Here is a 17,295-nt window from a genome sequence, read left to right as displayed (position 1 = left end):
CAGCGGTCGCTCTTCGACCCAATCCAGTCATACGCAACGGATTGCCCAAAGGCAGCTGTCGGATGGACAACGGTCATTCCAGGCTTACTGCTTGCCGCTGTTCCATCCGACGCGCTCACGTGAGGCGATAAGCCTTGCGCACGGTGCCCCGGAACAAAGCCTCGCGTTCGCCAGCGCTAGCGTGCGCAGTCAACTTCTTAAAGGCGTTCCAACCGTTGCTGAACGGATAGGAACCCTTGTCCACCGGGAAGTTGCTCTCGAACATACAGCGCTCTGCACCGAATGCCTCGATACATGTGTACATCCATGGCTTCCATGCTTCGGCCAAATCGTCCGAGGTCGGCGGACGCTCACCCTTTTCAAACTCGAAGCCATTAATGCGCATGCCGAGGCCACCCACCTTCACATAGACATTCGGCAACTGGGCGAGCGCGCGCATCGAACGGGACCAGGCATCAAACACTTCAGCGCGCTGATTTGCATAGCTGGCAATGCGGACTATGCCCCCGCAATGGTTGATGATGAAAGGCGTATCAGGATAGACCTTCGCCAGGTCGAACAGCTCCGGCAACTGTGGGAAGAACAGCCATGCGTCGTACGACAGTCCCAGCGAAGCCAGTTGAGCGACGCCTGCCCGGTAGTCGGGATCGAGCAGCAGCCCTCGAGGCGCCGCCGATAATGGATTGACGAGCGTCTGGTCAGCATCCCAGGTAACGAGATGTCGAACGCCACGGAACCGACCATCGCCAGCACGCAGTTCTGCTTCGAGAACATCGCGAACCGCCGCTCCCCTACGAAGATCTGCATAGCCGACCATACCCTTCGCAACCTCCGGCTTGCTTTTTTGCAAAGGCGCCGTGACGCCAGCAACATACTCGATTTCTCCGACCGGGCGCAGCGACTCAGGACCAGACGGGCGATATCGCGTCAGCCCCTGCATGAACACCGACGCGGTGATGTTATGGCCCGTTTGCGTGTCCTGAAGATACTCATCAAGGAGATAGGTCCAGCCCGGACGATCGTAAAGGTGATGATGCGCGTCGACGATCGGCAGGTCAGGCTCAAGCGCCGCTTCGGTGCCGGAAGCGAGCCAGTCATTCCGAACAGAAAGATAGTTGCTGGTTGTACTCACGGAATGCGTTTCCTCTTTTGCAAATGCCTGACGCAGAGTGACAGCGGGGAAAATCAATGATGCTGCGGCAGCGCCAATCAGCTGCCGGCGCCGGGGCGAAGGGGATTTGTTCATTCTTGTTCCCCGCGGCCAAAGGCATAAAGCGACAAGGTCAGCAAGGTCGTGATGCCTAGCACGATCGAAAGTCCAATCATGCCGGCCGAAAACGTGCCGAAACTGTCCTTCAAATAACCCACCAGGTACGGTCCCGCAAATCCACCGAGCGCACCAATCGAGTTAATGAAAGCGAGGCCACCGGCAGCCGCCTGTCCGGCAAGGAACCGGGCCGGGAGCGTATAGAAGATCGTGCGGCCCGCAATCGTGCCGATCAACGCCAGCGTGATGCCGGTCATGGCCGGAACCAGTTGATGGAAATACGTCGAGACACCCAGCGCGATCGCACCAATCAAAAGCCCTGCGGCGAGATTTGCGATCGGGCCACCGCGACGATCGACTCGCTTTGCCCACCAGAGTAATGCGATCGTGGCAAAGAAATAAGGCACGGCCGACATCCAGCCGGTCTGCGTCACGCTCATCCCGTGAGCCCTCAGCATCTGAGGCAGCCAGATACCGATGCCATAGGAGCCCATCGTAAAGCCGAAGGAGATCATCGCAAGGATGTAGGTGCGCACGTCCTTCAACGCCGCGACGAAATTTTTCTTCTTCTGACTGGACGCGCCTTCCCGATCGAACGCGCCTTGAAGAGCTTGCCGTTCCTCCTGGGACAACCACTTCGCATCAGCGGGCTTATCCGCCAACATTTTCAGTACCAGAAAACCGAGGACGCACGCAGGCAGTCCTTCAACGATGAACATCCACCGCCAGCCCGCCAGTCCCAGGACGCCGTCCATATGAAGCAGCCCCGCCGACAGCGGACCACCGACAAGCGACGACAGCGGCGTGGAGACGGTGAACCATGCGAGCACGCGAGTGCGATAGCTAGCCGGGAACCAGACGGCGAGAAAAAAGATCACACCCGGAAAGAAGCCGGCCTCACCAATACCGAGCAGCAGCCGGATCGCGTAGAAGCTCTTTGGCCCCACGGCGAGCGCGGTTGCCGCTGCGAAAAAGCCCCATGTGATCATGATGCGGGCAAGCCAGCGTCGCGCGCCGAAGCGGTATAGCGCCAGGTTGCTCGGGACCTCGAACACACAGTACCCGGCGAACATGATGCCTGCACCCCAGCCGAACTGGGTGGCGCTCAAGCCGAGATCGTGATTCATCGTCAGCGCCGCGAAACCGACGCTCGTGCGATCCAGGTAGTTGAAGAAGTACGCAAGCGCGAGGAGCGGAATGAACCGCCACGCGGCTTTTCTGACCGCAGACTGCTCGACGGTGGAACCCGCCGTACCGCCTGTCGTGATGTTCGATGAAATGGATGTCATGTCTCGTCTCCAGACGAATCAAGGCGCGCACAAGGCTCGGTGGCCTCTGCGGCTCGGCGATTCTTTGTGGGTGTTGCAACGTCAGGCGCTGGCGAGTTCGTTCGCCGACGGGTTCGACGCATTGCCAGGCTGAGCGTCCTGACACTTGACAATCCCGGCCTCGGTCAACTGCCTGAGATCCTCCTGCGTGTATCCGAGACCTGTCAGCAGCGCCTGGGTATCCTGACCCAGCGAAGGCGGCGCCGCACGCAGGCGCAGGCGCTCACCGCCAAGCGTCAAGGGCAGCAGTGCAGTCCGCGTCGCAATGGCCTGCGCTGCGCCGCTTGCGTCGGGCGGCAAAGTCACCTCGGCGAGTCCGCCGGTAGCGAGCAGGTGCGGATCATCGAACAGGTCATGTGGTTTCGTGATCGGCGCATATGGCAGTCCGCAGCGCTCGAAGATTGTGCTGATCTCGGCAGCCGTGAAGGCTTCCATATGTTTTCGGATCTGCGGCAACAACCATTCGCGGGCCTGCACGCGCTGATTGTTGGAAGCGATCCGGTCGTCCGCCTTGAGTTCTGCAAGCCCGAAAGCGTCGCAAAACAGCCCCCATTGCGTATCCGAGACTACCGCGAGGAAGATCTGCTCGCCGTTTTTGACCGAGAACACGTCGTAGACAGCCCATGCTGAAATGCGGCTCGGCATGGGTGCCGCGGCCTTACCGGTCACCGCGTACTGCATCATGTGCTGAGCTACGAGAAATACATTGTTCTCGAACAGTGCGCTCTGTACTTCCTGACCATGTCCCGTGCGTTCGCGTTGAGCCAGCGCCGCCATCGCACCGATCGCGCCGAACATTCCACCCATGATGTCGTTGACACTCGTCCCGGCTCGCAACGGTCTGCCGTCAGGTCCGGTCATATAAGCGAGGCCCCCCATCATCTGCACGACCTCGTCGAGCGCGGTGCGATGATCGTAGGGGCCGGGCAGAAAGCCCTTATGCGACACGTAGACGAGACGCGGATTGAGCCTGGACAGCGCTGCGTAACCGAGGCCGAGCTTATCCATCGTGCCGCTCTTGAAGTTTTCGCTGAAGACGTCCGCCCCGGCAAGAAGCTTGTGAACGATCTCCACGCCGCGGGGATCTTTTACGTCGACCGCGATACTCTTCTTGTTGCGGTTGAACGTACTGAAAAAGCCCGCACCGGACCCGCGCAAAACACGTGTGCTGTCGCCGGAAATAGGCTCGACCTTGATCACTTCCGCGCCCAGATCCGCCAGCACCATGCCGCATGTCGGGTCCATCACCATGTGCGTCATCTCGACGACGCGTACGCCGCTATACGGCAAATTCTGATTTGCTTGCACGTCGCTCATTGCGCTACTCCAATCAGGCAGCCTTCTGGTTGCGGCGCGCTGGGGGCGCGGCCATCTGCATACACGAATCCCTTTGGAAGGCCCGCGTCCTGCACGTGTCCATATAAGGCTTCGCCAGGCAGCGCCTCCGCGAGAATGGCGCGCGCCGCAATGAGCCTGTCGATGTCCACACCGGTGTCATAGCCCATCGCTTCGAGCAGAAACGCCAGGTCCTCAGTCACGATGTTGCCGGTCGCGCCTGGCGCATAGGGACAGCCGCCCAGGCCGGCCTGACTCGAATCAATTGTCGTCACACCGACCTCGAGCGCGGCGACGACGTTTGCTAATCCCTGTCCACGCGTGTTATGGAAATGTGCGCCGCCAGCCTTCGCGCCGAATTCCGATTGCAGCCGGCGGAACAGTCGGCGAACCTGTGCCGGATTTGCATAGCCGCTGGTATCCGAAAGGCCAATTTCGTCGACGCCGCTCTCGGCCATTGCCTGGCACATGCGCATCGTTTGATCGTCGCTCACGGTGCCCGCGATCGTGCAGCCGAAGGCAACCGAAACGCCGGCTTCGATCTGCACGCCCGGAAACTGTTCGTTACGAAGCGCGACGATATGGCGGACTTCTTCGATCATCTGCTCATTGGTCTTCCGGATATTGGCCAGCGAATGTTCGTTGGTCACCGAAACGGGAAGCGTGATCTTATGCACACCCGCTTCGAATGCGCTCTGGCTTCCTCGAAGATTCGGTGCGAGAACCGCGACGCGTAGATGCGGGATCGAGAGGGCATGCGCCACGACTTCGCGGATGTCAGCCATCTGCGGCAGCAACTTCGCAGGCACGAACGATCCAACTTCGATTTCCCTGATTCCCGCAGCCGCGAGTGCGGAAAGCCATCGCAGCTTCGCAGCAGTGGGCATGACGCGCTTGATGCTTTGCAGACCGTCGCGCGGCCCGACCTCGCTGATCAGCACCTTCGGACTTGAAATGCTCATATTCGGCTCCTTGGTTCTATCTGACAGACCTATGTTTCATTAGAGAGAACTATAGGCACGTTCGAAAACCTGTGAAAGAGGGGTAAACCCACGGAAATAGAACTTGAGTTCTGTCAGATGGAACGATAGGATGCCGCTTATGATCAAGACGACAAAACACGCCGTGACTGCTGATGCCCTTTCAACGCCTGAACCATCCGATACTGCCAATGACAGTTCCAGCGGCGTAGCCGTGCTCGACCGTGCGTTTGCCATCCTCAACGCGTTCGGCCCGACCGACGACCGGTTGACGCTTACCGAACTTTCGCGGCGCACGGGGTTGTACAAAAGCACGGCCTTGCGCCTGCTGGGCGCGTTGGAGCATGGAGGCTTCATCCGCAAGTTGAGCGACGGGCAGTACGGCGTCGGCCACCAGCCGCTACGACTCGCCGCGCTCTATCAGCGATCTTTTCAGGTCGGTCCCGTTATCGAACCGTTGCTTCAGCAGTTGAGCCGCGACGTGGGGGAAACAGCGTCGTTCTATGTGCGGCAGGGGGACCGTCGACTGGTGCTCTATCGTGTCGAGCCGACGCGAAGCGTGCGTGTGTCAATTCGCGTCGGCGAAGAATTCCCGATCGACAAAGGCGCGTCCGGCAAGGTACTGCTCGCTTTCACTGAGGCGCGGGATCCTCGCTGGAGCGAAGTGCGCGAGGCTCTTTGGGCAGCGTCTTATGGTGAACGCGATCCCGAAACCGCTTCGACGTCCGTCCCCGTATTCGACTCGACTAGCGAGTTGGTGGGTGCCCTCACGCTATCGGGACCGAGAGAGAGGTTTGGTACTCCTTCGACCATTCACGCAGCCGTTGCGGCCTTACTCGACAGTGCAAAGCGCGCGACCGTTGCGCTCGGCGGCAAGGGTGGTCGGTACGATGCCAGCATTGCGGAATTTGCTAACAGAAGCTGAAGTAAGGACACTCACGGTCGCTCGCGAATGGTCGACCGCTCACATTGAATTGCCGAACTACCATGTCAGGTCCGGCGCGATTTCGGGGATGGTGGTACTGGGTACTGCAAACCGCGCCCACAAGTGCTCGTTCAGATCCTCGGCCAACCGGTCAGGTCTAGTGCCACCCCTTGCCCGAAGGATATGGGGCACAACCTACGTGCTCGTTTGCCGCCAGGCGGCGGAGTAACTGTTTGCGGCCTCGGGTCGAAAGGCCGCAAATGCCAGGCGGATTCAACCGGTGAATGCAACACACTAAAGCTGACGGTCAAGCAGGCAGAGCTAACGTCTGTTCCTGGCCGGTCACTGCCTCATGCAATTTGCATACGAGGCCCGAGCCATCGGAAGGCTGCGATCGGCTGGACGCGACCCATCTTGGCCCTTGGGGCTGCAAGGCTACAATGGCCGCTTTCGAGGTAACAACCGCCTCCCGAGCCGCTACCGCGGCGCAAGCGATCCAAACCAGTGGGGTAACGGTAACGGCCATCCACCCAGGAAGTCGCTGCCATAAGGCACCGTCTAATCGCATCGGTAGAGCGGCCAGGTTCGCAACTTCGTCCGGCGTGCCAGCACGTTTCGCCGAATCCGCCTAATGTTGCAGGGGCGCTGTGCGGAATTGTCTACACGGCCCTGCCGCAGGATCTATAGACGTCGATACGGATCGAGAATGCTGCGGTACTTCCGGACAGCCGCTCGCCGGCTAACTATCGAGACGAACTTGAAAAACGGCTTGCAAAGGCTGTCTTTGCCAAGCCGTAAAATGGGGATTCGGGCAACATGCGCCGCAATGCGAGCGCGCTGGCCGGTTCGAGCCCGAATAACCTCGAGTTAAGTTCCGGGACCGCCAACACTGAGACCTTCGATGGAACTTCGACAATTACGATATTTCGTCAGCGTCGTTGAGCATGGCAGCATGGGCAAAGCCGCGCTTGAGTTGGGCGTCGTCACGTCGGCGCTCAGCCAGCAAATCAGCCGACTGGAAAGCGAGCTCTCGACCCGCCTACTACAGCGAACCTCGAGCGGCGTCGTGCCCACCGATGCAGGACTCGCCTTCTGGCGTCAGGCGCAACTCGCGCTGCGCCACATCGATGATGCCGCGGTTGCCGCCCGCCAGGCTCGCCTATCCGGCCACGTCAGCGTGGGACTCGCACCGAGCACGACAGGTGTGCTTGGACTGGCATTCATGCAGGCGATGCGCGAGCGCTATCCGGACGTACGGCTGCGCATGGTCGAAAGCCTATCCGGGTATCTGGGCGCAATGCTTGGCGCGCGGCAAATCGATCTCGCGATCCTATTTCGTGAAGAGCCCGCACAACGGTGGAGCGTCATGCCCTTGCTCGACGAGCGCCTATTCGTGATCGGTGCTTCGACACTGCCCGGCATGCCCGGGCGATCGCGAACTTCAATCGCGAAGCTGGGCGCCCTACCGCTGATCCTGCCAAGCGGCACACATGGCCTTCGCGCACTGCTCGACGCCGCATTCAAGCGCGCCGGTTACGTCCCATCCATCGCCGCCGAGGTCGACGGCCTCGCCATGCTCATGGACGCCGTGCGCGGTGGACTCGGTGCAACGATCCAGCCAGGAGCGGCGCTCGCACGCACGGAGAATGCGTCCCTGACGAGCGTGCCCCTCCTGGAGGCATACGCAACGAGGCCGAACCTGATCGCGAGCGTCTCTGACGACGAGTTGTCGCCCGCCGGGCTTGCCGCGCGCGTCGTGCTGGGCGACGTCGCGCGCAATGTGATCAACGCAGGCCTCTGGCCCGGCGCCTCACTGCGTGCGGCACCCTTCACGAAACGTGAAGACCCCTTGTCGCCTCCCTGATGGCGGCGCCGACCCGTGCTTCCTATAGTTGTCTCAAAGGAGACAACCCAGATGGTCGACGTTCTTGTTATTGGCGGAGGCAACGCGGCACTATGCGCTGCATTGATGGCGCGCGAAGCCGGCGCCACCGTCCTGCTTCTCGAATCGGCGCCGCGCGAATGGCGTGGCGGAAATTCCCAGCACACTCGCAACCTGCGCTGCATGCACGACGCGCCGCAAGACGTGCTGGTCGACGCTTATCCAGAAGAGGAATACTGGCAAGACCTGCTCAAGGTAACCGGCGGCATCACGAATGAGGCGCTCGCGCGGCTCGTGATCCGGGCATCATCGACTTGCCGTCCGTGGATGCGCAAGCACGGGGTGCGCTTTCAGCCGCCGCTTTCCGGTGCGCTACATGTCGCACGAACCAATGCGTTCTTTATGGGTGGCGGCAAGGCGCTCGTGAATGCCTACTATCGCAGCGCCGAAGCGCTCGGAGTGCAAATCCGCTACGACACGCCTGTCGACGCAATTGAACTCGATGTAGACCGTTTCGTCGCGGCGCACAGCGGCGGACAACGCTTCGAAGCCCGCGCCTGTGTGCTCGCGGCCGGCGGATTTGAATCGAATCGGGAATGGCTGCGTGAAGCGTGGGGACAAAACGAGCGCGGTGAATGGCCCGCCGACAATTTCCTCATTCGCGGTACGCGCTTCAATCAGGGCGTGCTGCTCAAGCACATGATCGAGTCGGGCGCCGATGCCATCGGCGATCCGTCGCAGTCGCATTGCGTTGCCATCGACGCCCGCGCGCCGCTTTATGACGGCGGCATCTGTACGCGTATCGACTGCGTGTCGCTCGGCGTCGTCGTCAATCGCGATGCACACCGCTTTTACGACGAAGGTGAAGATTTTTGGCCGAAACGCTATGCGATATGGGGGCGGCTCGTCGCACAGCAGCCTGACCAGATCGGCTACTCGATTATCGACGCGAAGGCGATCGGCCGTTTCATGCCACCAGTTTTTCCGGGCACGAAGGCCGATTCGATACCCGAACTGGCGCGTCAACTGGAACTGCCGGAAGCGACGTTCGTCGAGACTATCCGGGCCTACAACGCTGCCTGCCGCGCGGGCACCTTCGATCATACCGCGCTCGACGACTGCCGCACTGAAGGCCTCTCGCCAGCGAAAACCCACTGGGCGCGGCCCATCGATACCCCGCCCTTCTTTGGTTATGCATTGCGGCCAGGCATCACGTTCACATACCTGGGGCTCAAGGTTAATGACCATGCCCAGGTGCATTTCGGCGGACGCCCGAGCGAAAACCTTTTCGTAGCGGGAGAAATGATGGCCGGCAACGTGCTCGGCAAAGGTTATACGGCGGGCGTCGGCATGTCGATCGGCACCGCATTCGGACGCATTGCCGGCACGCAAGCCGCGATGGCCGCCGCTCATCAAACTGGAGTTCAACGTGCAGAAGCTTGAAGCACTTGTCCGCGAAGCGCGGGAGCTCGCTTCGCCTTCCGTCACCGGCCGCCACGCCGCGACCAGCGAGCCTGCGACGTCGATAATCCGGGTACTTCCTCTCACGCAAAACGAAGCGGAAGTCTCGCGACAGATGCAAATCTGCAATGCGTGCCGTTACTGCGAAGGATTCTGCGCGGTCTTTCCCGCGATGACACGGCGCCTCGAATTCGCCAAGGCGGACGTCAATTACCTGGCCAACCTGTGCCACAACTGCGGCGCGTGCTATCACGCCTGTCAGTATGCGCCGCCGCATGAGTTCGCCGTGAACGTGCCGAAGGCGATGGCCAAAGTCCGCCTGGAAACCTATGCCGAATATGCGTGGCCCGCGCCGATGGGCGCGCTATACAAGCGCAATGGATTGACCGTCGCGCTTGCGCTCGCGATCGGACTTGCCCTCTTTCTGGCGCTTGGTATCGGCTTGAAGGGGTCGCTGTCCGCGGGCGCATTGGGCGGCAACTTCTACGCGATTTTCCCGCATAACCTGCTCGCGGCGATGTTCGGCGCGGTCTTCGGCTTCGCGATGCTCGCGCTCGGCGTCGGCGTGTCGCGATTCTGGCGTGCCGTGTCGGCGGGAACAGCCAGCGCGCCGGCCATCGCAGAGGCCGCGAAGCACGCGCTCACCCTGAAGTATCTCGACGGGGGCCATGGCGACGGCTGCAACGAATCGAATGATGCCTTCACGCTCGCTCGGCGGCGTTTCCATCATTTGACTTTCTATGGCTTCATGCTGTGCTTCGCGGCAACGGTGGTGGCCACCTTCTATCACTATGCGCTCAACCTGCACGCGCCATACCCGGTTCTGAGCCTCCCCGTGCTGCTCGGCACGATCGGTGGAGCCGGTTTGCTCGTGGGGCCGGCCGGCCTGCTCTGGCTCAACCTGCGTCGCGATCCTGGCCGGGACGATCCGAAACAGCGCCCGATGGACCGCGGATTCATCGCGTTGCTGCTCCTGACTAGCGCTTCAGGCCTCGCGCTCCTCGCATGGCGCGACACTGCTGCGATGGCGTGGCTCCTCGCTTTCCACCTCGGTGTCGTGATGGCGCTCTTCGCCACGCTGCCCTACGGCAAGTTCGCCCACGGGATCTATCGCTGTGCGGCGCTCCTCAAGTCATCGATCGAAAAGCGGCAGGCGAGCCGTCTGCAACTCGGCTCGGATTGAGGTCGGTCGTAACGACAACGCCTCCGATCGGCGGGCACTCACATAACACATCCATGGAGACAACTCATGCATCCCTCATCAGTCAACGCCGAGGATAGCGCGCACCGTCGAACCTCGAAGGCCGGCGCCGTCCTGCGCGTAACCAGCGGCAACTTCCTGGAGCAGTTCGACTTCTTTCTTTTCGGCTTCTATGCGACCTACATCTCGCGCATCTTCTTTCCGTCTACGAGCGAGTTCGCCTCGCTGATGCTCACCTTCGCGGTGTTCGGTGCGGGTTTCCTGATGCGTCCGCTGGGGGCGATCGTGCTCGGCGCATACATCGACGAAGTGGGCCGCCGCAAAGGGTTGATCGTCACACTTTCGATCATGGCGAGCGGCACGATCCTGATCGCGTGTGTGCCCGGATACACGACGATCGGACTTCTGGCACCTGCCCTCGTGCTGCTAGGGCGCTTGCTGCAAGGCTTTTCCGCAGGCGCCGAGCTTGGCGGCGTCTCTGTCTATCTGGCGGAAATGGCGACGCCGGGACACAAGGGCTTCTATACGAGCTGGCAGTCCGCGAGCCAGCAGGTCGCAATCGTGGTCGCGGCCGCCCTCGGGTATCTGCTCAATGACCTGTTGACGGCCAGCGAAATCGGCGCATGGGGATGGCGGATTCCATTCTTCGTCGGTTGTGCGATCGTGCCAGTTATTTTTCTGCTGCGACGCACCCTGCAGGAAACCGATGAATTCAAGGCGCGCACCCACCATCCGCGTGCAGGTGAAGTATTCGCCACGATGCTGCAAAACTGGCGAACGGTGCTCGCGGGCATGCTGCTCGTCGCCATGACCACTACCACGTTCTATCTCATCACGGTCTACACGCCGACCTTCGGCAAATCTGTGCTGAAGCTCACCACTGCGGATAGCCTGATCGTCACACTCTGCGTGGGCCTCTCGAACTTCGTCTGGTTACCGATCGGAGGCGCGCTCTCGGACCGCATCGGGCGCAAGCCAATTCTCATTGCCATCACCGTGCTCGCCATCTGCACCTCGTATCCGGCGCTCTCCTGGCTGTCATCCGCGCCGAGTTTCGGCCGCATGCTGATCGTGCTTCTGTGGCTCTCGTTTTTCTTCGGCATGTACAACGGCGCGATGGTCGTAGCGCTCACTGAAGTCATGCCCGCCGAGGTCCGCGTGGCTGGATTCTCGCTCGCGTTCAGTCTCGCCACCGCGGTTTTTGGAGGCTTCACGCCCGCCGTCTCGACGTATCTCATTGAGATCACCGGCGATAAGGCCGCGCCCGGCTACTGGCTGAGTTTCGCCGCCGCATGCGGACTTGGCGCGACCCTCGCGCTGTATCGCCGGCGCCGCACAGCCAAGCGGTCCGCATCGCTTACCTGAAGGTTGCTCCTGCGTCTGCTACCCGCAAGCGCGGTCGCGGCGCCGATGCTTTCGCGTCGTGGCGCCGTCCTTTCATTCAGCATTGATAACTGCCGAACATCAATGCTTCGAAAAATTGCACTTATCGTTTCGGGCGTCTTGAGCAAATATCGATTCTCAAGACGTTCATAACACGCATCGACTGAGAACGCATCGGAGACAGGCGCGAAGCGCAGAACCGCGTTTCGCCGCATCCCAGTGCAAGCCCGATTATGGCTGCCTCCTACCGTCACCGACGCGCGTCTCGCCTGCTCCACCTCGCTAGGAGAATCCTGCCGCTGCTTTCACAGCGTACCCAGGGCAGCGGTGCGTCTCGCACGTACCGCACTGAGCTGACTGAATACCCAGTATCCGCTTCATTCGTCATTGCCTAGAAAATTCAGGAGACACTTCACATGCAGATCACCGGAATGTTGCACGGCGCGCGCCTGTTGCAATTCGTCGGCTTTCCGTCCAGCGAGGTGCTGGGCCCCAGCGCCAGCGAGGAAGAGATCAAGTCGCTCATCGATCGATACGGTCAGATATTCATCAAACCGGTGTTCAAGGGCGGCGTGGGCAAGAAAGGCAAAGCCGGCCTGCTCGGCCGCGCAACCGATCTCAAGACAGCGCTCGCGGAAAAAGAACGGCTGTACTTTGCCGAACACGTTGTCGGTCATGTGAGGGCCAAGGCGAACGGCGTGACGTTCGAAGCGGGTGTACCGGCCAAACACGAAGTCTATTTTTCGATCACGGATTCCACGCGTTTTCGCGCTCCCACCATGACGCTGTCGCACATGGGCGGAATGGACATCGAGGAGGTCGATCCCAGCCACGTCGCGACGGTGCCGTTCGATGCGCTGACCGGGCTGAAGGCGTTCGTCGTAGCGAATGCGCTGAGCGAGATCGGTGCGCCGCGTGAAATCATCTCGCCGCTCGTGCAGCAATTACCGAAGCTCTGGGAACTCTTCCATGATTTCGGCATGACAACGCTCGAACTCAACCCGGTCCGCATGCGCGAAGATCAAAAGGGGCGTCTCACGCCCGTCGCCTGCGACTTCAAGTGCGGATTCGATCGCGACGACCCGCGTTTCTCGCGGCTTGGACTGCCTGCGCATCTGTTCGCCGCCGATTACTCGGATTTCGAACAGGAGATCAACCAGCTTCGCACGCACCAGGGACAAAGCGATGTCTACGTGATCAACGAGCGCGGCACCATCCTCGCGCCCACCTTCGGCGGCGGCGCGAACTCCCTCGTCACGGAAATGCTCGGAGACGCAGCCATCATCTCGTCGGACTTCGGCGGCAATCCACCATACGAAAAGATGAAAGAGGTGGCGCGCATCTGCTTCCGGCACTGGCTCAAGCAGTCCAACGTACTCTTCATTATCGGCGGCAAGTCGAACAACACCGACATCTACGAAACCTTGCGCGCGATGGCCGATGCGCTGCGCGAGCACTTCAGTGAGCATGGTCCGACGCCGCTCTATGTCGTGCTCGGGCGCGGCGGTCCCAACCTGGTGCGAGGCATGTCCACCCTGCGCGACACCTGCGATTCGCTCGGCCTGCCTTACCGCCTCTTCGGTTTCGACTCCGACATCAGCGAAGTAATCCAGTACGCACGCAAGGCCGATGCATGGATGCAGGCGTGTGGACGCTCGCAGGTCGCGGCGCGCATCGGCGCGCGCGACGCTCAATCGCAAATGGCATCGGCCTGAGGAGATCGACATGCACAAGCAAGGCAATAGCCACTTCAAATACTTCGTCGGCATTCAGTCGCTGGCAGACATCGCCACGCGCGAAGATCGCGTTTGCGTGCTCAATATCCTCGGTGGCGAGTCGTCCGATGTGACGCCGGTGAGTCACGCCTTCTCGGGCGCGAATGTGGTGTTCGGCACGGCGCCCGGCAAAGGCGGACAGGTGCTCCCGACGCCCGTCGGCGACATTCCCGTCTTCAACAACGTGCGCGAGGGCCTGGAAACCGGTCACCGGTTCAACTGCGGTGTCGTGTACCTGCCGCCTTCGGCCGCGCGCGACGGCGTGGCCGAGTTGATCCGCGTGAATCCGGAGCTGCGCAAGATCTTCATCGTCACGGAAAAGATTGCCGTGCACGACGCCCGTGAGATCCGCGCGATGGGACAACAGGCGGGCATCGACATCTTCGGCGCGAACGGGCTGGGCGTCGCGGACTCATGGCAGCGCGTGCGGATCGGCGGTGCGCTCGGCGGTGACGATCCGGGCGCCACACTGCGCCAGGGATCGATCGCGATCTTCTCGAACTCCGGCGGCTTCAGCACCACGATCGCCCAGTATCTGCGCATGAGCGGCTGGGGCACGTCGACGGTCATTTCCAGCGGAAAGGATGTCTACATTCACTATGCCGCGCCAGAATTCGCCTTTGCCCTTGCCAACGACGCGCGCAGCAAGGCCGCCGTGCTGTACTGCGAGCCCGGCGGATACTACGAGGCCGACGCGCACTTCAACAAGCCCGTGGTCGCGTGCGTGGTGGGCCGCTGGAAAAGCCGTCTCACGCGCGCGGTCGGACATGCGGGCGCGATGGCGGGCGGCGCCGACGACGCGCTCGCGAAGGAACGCTGGTTCAAAGAGAAGTTCGGCGTCGAACGGCTCTTCACGCCCGACGATCCGTGCTGCTCGGCGAAGGGCGCGGTGGTGACGAACATCGCCCATATTCCTGCCGCGCTCACGGCGGTGATGCGCGCCAATGCAACGATGCCCGACTTCGAGCCCGAAGGCAGCCTCGCGCTCAAGCCGTGGTTCGGCTCGGATCAGGGGCTCGATCTGCCCGGCGATCTCGCGCTTGCAGTCGTGGGAGCGGTAGCCCCGTATGACGAACAGGTCGCGCGGGTGAATGACCAGATCGGGGCGATCCCGCCTCGGCAGCCATTGAAAGATGCCTCGGGCGCCTCGCAGATGGATGCAAAGACTCAGGTCAGCAGCCTGCACGGCGTATCGATGCTCGAAGCGGCGACGCATTCCTTCGAAGCGAACGTGTGCCTCGCACTGCTACACGAGTTCGGCGGCGCAAACGACGAGAAGCTCATCGACGTCGCGGTCGGCGCGGCAGTGAATCTGTACGGCACGCCTGAACTGGCGGCGGCGCAAGCGGCACGAGAAGCGGGTAACGCACCCAACGCGGTGCTTGCCGCCGCAGCGGCGATCGTCGGGCCGAACCGCCAGCGCGCGGCCCGCGAGGCAGCGAGGCTGATGATCGACCGGTTCGCCGCTGCAAAACTCGCGGACGCATTCGATCGCGATTTCGACGTCGACGCGATAGACACTGAAGGCATCGCGGTACTCTTCTCCGATGCACCCGACCCGAAGGCGCAAGCCATGCTCGCCGGGCTCGCCGCACGCGGCGTGAGTTCCGTATTCGTGCGGTGGGTTGCCAACGGCCCGGGGCATCCGCGCTCGGACGCCGTGCTCGCGGCGATCACGACGACACTCGCCTGGGGCCCGCTCATGCGCAAGCGCATCTCGCGTCTGACGGCGGAGAACCTGCCATGGTGGACGAAACTCTTCGGCACGCTGATCGGCGCCTCGGCGGACGCGTCGCGCCACCAGCCCGACAGCTTTTGCGAGTTTTCCACCGAGGCACTGCTCGGCGAGCGCTCGCTGACGGAAGTGGCATTCGCAGCGCTGCTCGGCGTGAAGCCATCCGCAGACGATCTGTTCGCATTCAGAACGTTGACGGGACTGCTGCTCACTAACGGACCGGGTGCGATGTCGGCGCAAGGCGCGAAGGGCGCGGTATCGGCGGACGGTCCCGAGTCCCCGGAACGCGTGCAGTTGAACAAGGCGCTGATGGGTTTTCTCACGCACTCGGGATACACGCACGGCGGCAACGGATATGAAGGTATCGCGTTTCTCAACGACGCGTTTCGCGACAGCGGCCTCGACGATCCCGGCGACGCGCATCACGGCGTCGATCTCGAAGCGCTCGCGCGCCGCTCCGTCGAGCGCTACGCGCAGTACAAGGCGCGTCAGAAGCAAGCTGGCAGCCTCGATATCGCCAAGCTGCCGGGCGTGAACCACCCGGTCTTCAAGGACAAGCCGGTAAATCACGATCCGCGCGAGGTCTTCATCGCCGGGCTTTATGAGGCGCGCGGCGAATACAACGTGTTTCACGCGTACTACCGCGCGCTGGTGCAGGCCTTGTTCGACGCGGGCGTGTCGCGTACCGTCTACTGCGTCAATGTCGATGCCGTGATCGCCGCGTTGCTGCTGAAGATGCTGTGGCAGCCGCTCAAACGCGGGGAGTTCAGCGAAGCGGACCTCGAAACCGCGGCTTTCACGATCTTTCTCTATCCGCGCATGCTCGGCTGCGCCGCGGAAATCGACGATCACCTCAACCGCGGCCGCAACATGGACACGCGCACACCCGCTTCACAGTGTCGTTTTGTTGCCTGACCCGCTGGCCTCTGATCGTCGCCGCCACGCTGGCGCAGCCACGCACGGCGGCGCCTAACGGGCGTCGATTGACACTGCGCCAGTACCGGCTCCGTCGACGATGTCGCCAGAACGATTAGCCGGTGTAGTGACCGTCCACGGCGTCTCACGATTCACACTCAGTGATTGCGTCCGGGCATGGCCATCGACGGCGCAGCGGCCACACCGAGCCTCGTTTCCAATACACGCAAAATCCGCCCGTGTTACTCAACGGTCCGACGGCACTGCAGACGTTAGGCGCGACGGCGCCGGTTTCGCGAATTCAGCCGTCATTCACGTGAGAGACGCGCGCGTCGCCTTCTGGCCGAACTGAGCCAAAGACTCGCCTCGCAGCATGAACAGAGTTGGTGGAGTCGGCTCGGTCGCAAGTTCGCCACCCTGCGCTATCATGGTGGACTCGACGAGGGCGCACATGTGTACCTCTCGAAGCCAACCCGAACGACGCCAGCTGCTCACGAATCAGGATGTCATAGCCGACATGCGAGACGTGCCACACATCAAAAGCCGGTTGCTGATGGTCGCGGCATTCGCGATCCCCGCGTTCGTGTTCATCGACGGCTGCAAGTCGACAGCGACGCAGGCTGTGACCGCGCCGGCGGAGGTCGCCACTGACGACGCTGCGCTCGCCGCCAAGGTGAAGCAGGCGCTCGTCGCAGACCCAGGGCTGAGATCCTTGCCGATCAGCGTCGCCACGTATCGAGGCGTCGTGCAGTTGTCAGGATACGTGGATGCAGAGGTACAGATTGAGCAAGCGCTTGCCGTGACGCGCGGCGTGGCGGGGGTGCAATCCGTGAGCAACGATCTACACCTCAGGCCGCAATAACGCGCGCTCGTCGGAAGACAGATGACGGACGAGACAGCGATGCCTGGGCTGCGCGCGACCAGCGGTTCCGTCAAAGGAACAGGTGCATCTGCGCCTTGACGGGCATTCCCCTGCGCTCTATCACGTTTGCCGGTTTCGGGCCGACCGTGATCGGTAGAGTCGAGATGTGGCGCGGTAGCGGTAGGCTCGGTTTGTCTGTTACCGCCGCTTTCGTCTGGCGGTGCCCCAATAACCTCGCCGTAACCC

General features: G+C 61.8%; 12 protein-coding genes. 8 read left to right on the top strand and 4 right to left on the bottom strand.

Annotation, left to right across the window (positions count from 1 at the left end):
- Positions 1-115: 115 nt before the first annotated feature.
- From B0G73_RS37015 to B0G73_RS37000, 4 genes are all read right to left on the bottom strand, one after another.
- Positions 116-1,246 carry an amidohydrolase gene (locus tag B0G73_RS37015; RefSeq protein ID WP_106286002.1) on the bottom strand — a complete coding sequence of 377 codons (1,131 nt, stop codon included), beginning with the start codon at positions 1,244-1,246 and terminating at the stop codon, positions 116-118.
- Positions 1,243-2,556, bottom strand: a complete 1,314-nt coding sequence (locus B0G73_RS37010) for an MFS transporter (RefSeq protein ID WP_106286001.1) — start codon at positions 2,554-2,556, stop codon at positions 1,243-1,245. The genes B0G73_RS37015 and B0G73_RS37010 overlap by 4 nt, the downstream gene beginning before the upstream one ends.
- A gap of 81 nt (positions 2,557-2,637) precedes the next feature.
- The gene (locus B0G73_RS37005; protein WP_106286000.1) at positions 2,638-3,912 is read right to left on the bottom strand and encodes a CaiB/BaiF CoA-transferase family protein; all 1,275 of its coding nucleotides are present in this window, start codon (positions 3,910-3,912) and stop codon (positions 2,638-2,640) included.
- Positions 3,909-4,892, bottom strand: a complete 984-nt coding sequence (locus tag B0G73_RS37000; protein ID WP_106285999.1) for a hydroxymethylglutaryl-CoA lyase — start codon at positions 4,890-4,892, stop codon at positions 3,909-3,911. The genes B0G73_RS37005 and B0G73_RS37000 overlap by 4 nt, the downstream gene beginning before the upstream one ends.
- Before the next feature lie 139 nt (positions 4,893-5,031).
- Between B0G73_RS37000 and B0G73_RS36995 the strand changes: the two genes are divergently transcribed.
- The 8 genes from B0G73_RS36995 to B0G73_RS36960 all read left to right on the top strand — a co-directional run bounded on the left by B0G73_RS36995 (position 5,032) and on the right by B0G73_RS36960 (position 17,049).
- The gene (locus B0G73_RS36995) at positions 5,032-5,835 is read left to right on the top strand and encodes an IclR family transcriptional regulator (RefSeq protein WP_106286030.1); all 804 of its coding nucleotides are present in this window, start codon (positions 5,032-5,034) and stop codon (positions 5,833-5,835) included.
- Positions 5,836-6,736: 901 nt separating this feature from the next.
- On the top strand, positions 6,737-7,699 hold the full coding sequence (locus B0G73_RS36990; protein ID WP_106285998.1) for a LysR family transcriptional regulator: 963 nt from the start codon (positions 6,737-6,739) through the stop codon (positions 7,697-7,699).
- Positions 7,700-7,750: 51 nt separating this feature from the next.
- The gene (gene tcuA / locus B0G73_RS36985; protein ID WP_106285997.1) at positions 7,751-9,160 is read left to right on the top strand and encodes an FAD-dependent tricarballylate dehydrogenase TcuA; all 1,410 of its coding nucleotides are present in this window, start codon (positions 7,751-7,753) and stop codon (positions 9,158-9,160) included.
- Positions 9,147-10,361 (top strand): tricarballylate utilization 4Fe-4S protein TcuB, encoded by a 1,215-nt coding sequence (tcuB, locus tag B0G73_RS36980; RefSeq protein ID WP_106286029.1) that lies wholly within the window; start codon positions 9,147-9,149, stop codon positions 10,359-10,361. The genes tcuA and tcuB overlap by 14 nt, the downstream gene beginning before the upstream one ends.
- A 66-nt stretch (positions 10,362-10,427) precedes the next feature.
- Entirely contained in the window at positions 10,428-11,744 is a 1,317-nt protein-coding gene (locus B0G73_RS36975) for an MFS transporter (protein WP_106285996.1), read from the top strand.
- A 434-nt stretch (positions 11,745-12,178) separates the two neighbouring features.
- Complete coding sequence (locus B0G73_RS36970; RefSeq protein WP_106285995.1) at positions 12,179-13,477, top strand: ATP-grasp domain-containing protein; 1,299 nt, start codon at positions 12,179-12,181, stop codon at positions 13,475-13,477.
- A gap of 10 nt (positions 13,478-13,487) precedes the next feature.
- A complete protein-coding gene (locus tag B0G73_RS36965) occupies positions 13,488-16,187 on the top strand; it encodes a CoA-binding protein (RefSeq protein ID WP_106286028.1) in 2,700 nt (899 codons plus the stop codon).
- A 517-nt stretch (positions 16,188-16,704) separates the two neighbouring features.
- Positions 16,705-17,049, top strand: coding sequence for a BON domain-containing protein (locus B0G73_RS36960; RefSeq protein WP_106286027.1), 345 nt, complete (start codon positions 16,705-16,707; stop codon positions 17,047-17,049).
- Positions 17,050-17,295 lie beyond the last annotated feature (246 nt).

The organism is Paraburkholderia sp. BL25I1N1, assembly GCF_003002025.1.
Classification (GTDB): Bacteria; Pseudomonadota; Gammaproteobacteria; order Burkholderiales; family Burkholderiaceae; genus Paraburkholderia.
The sequence above is the reverse complement of the archived record's forward strand: the minus strand, read 5'-3'. Positions and strand labels throughout refer to the sequence as shown.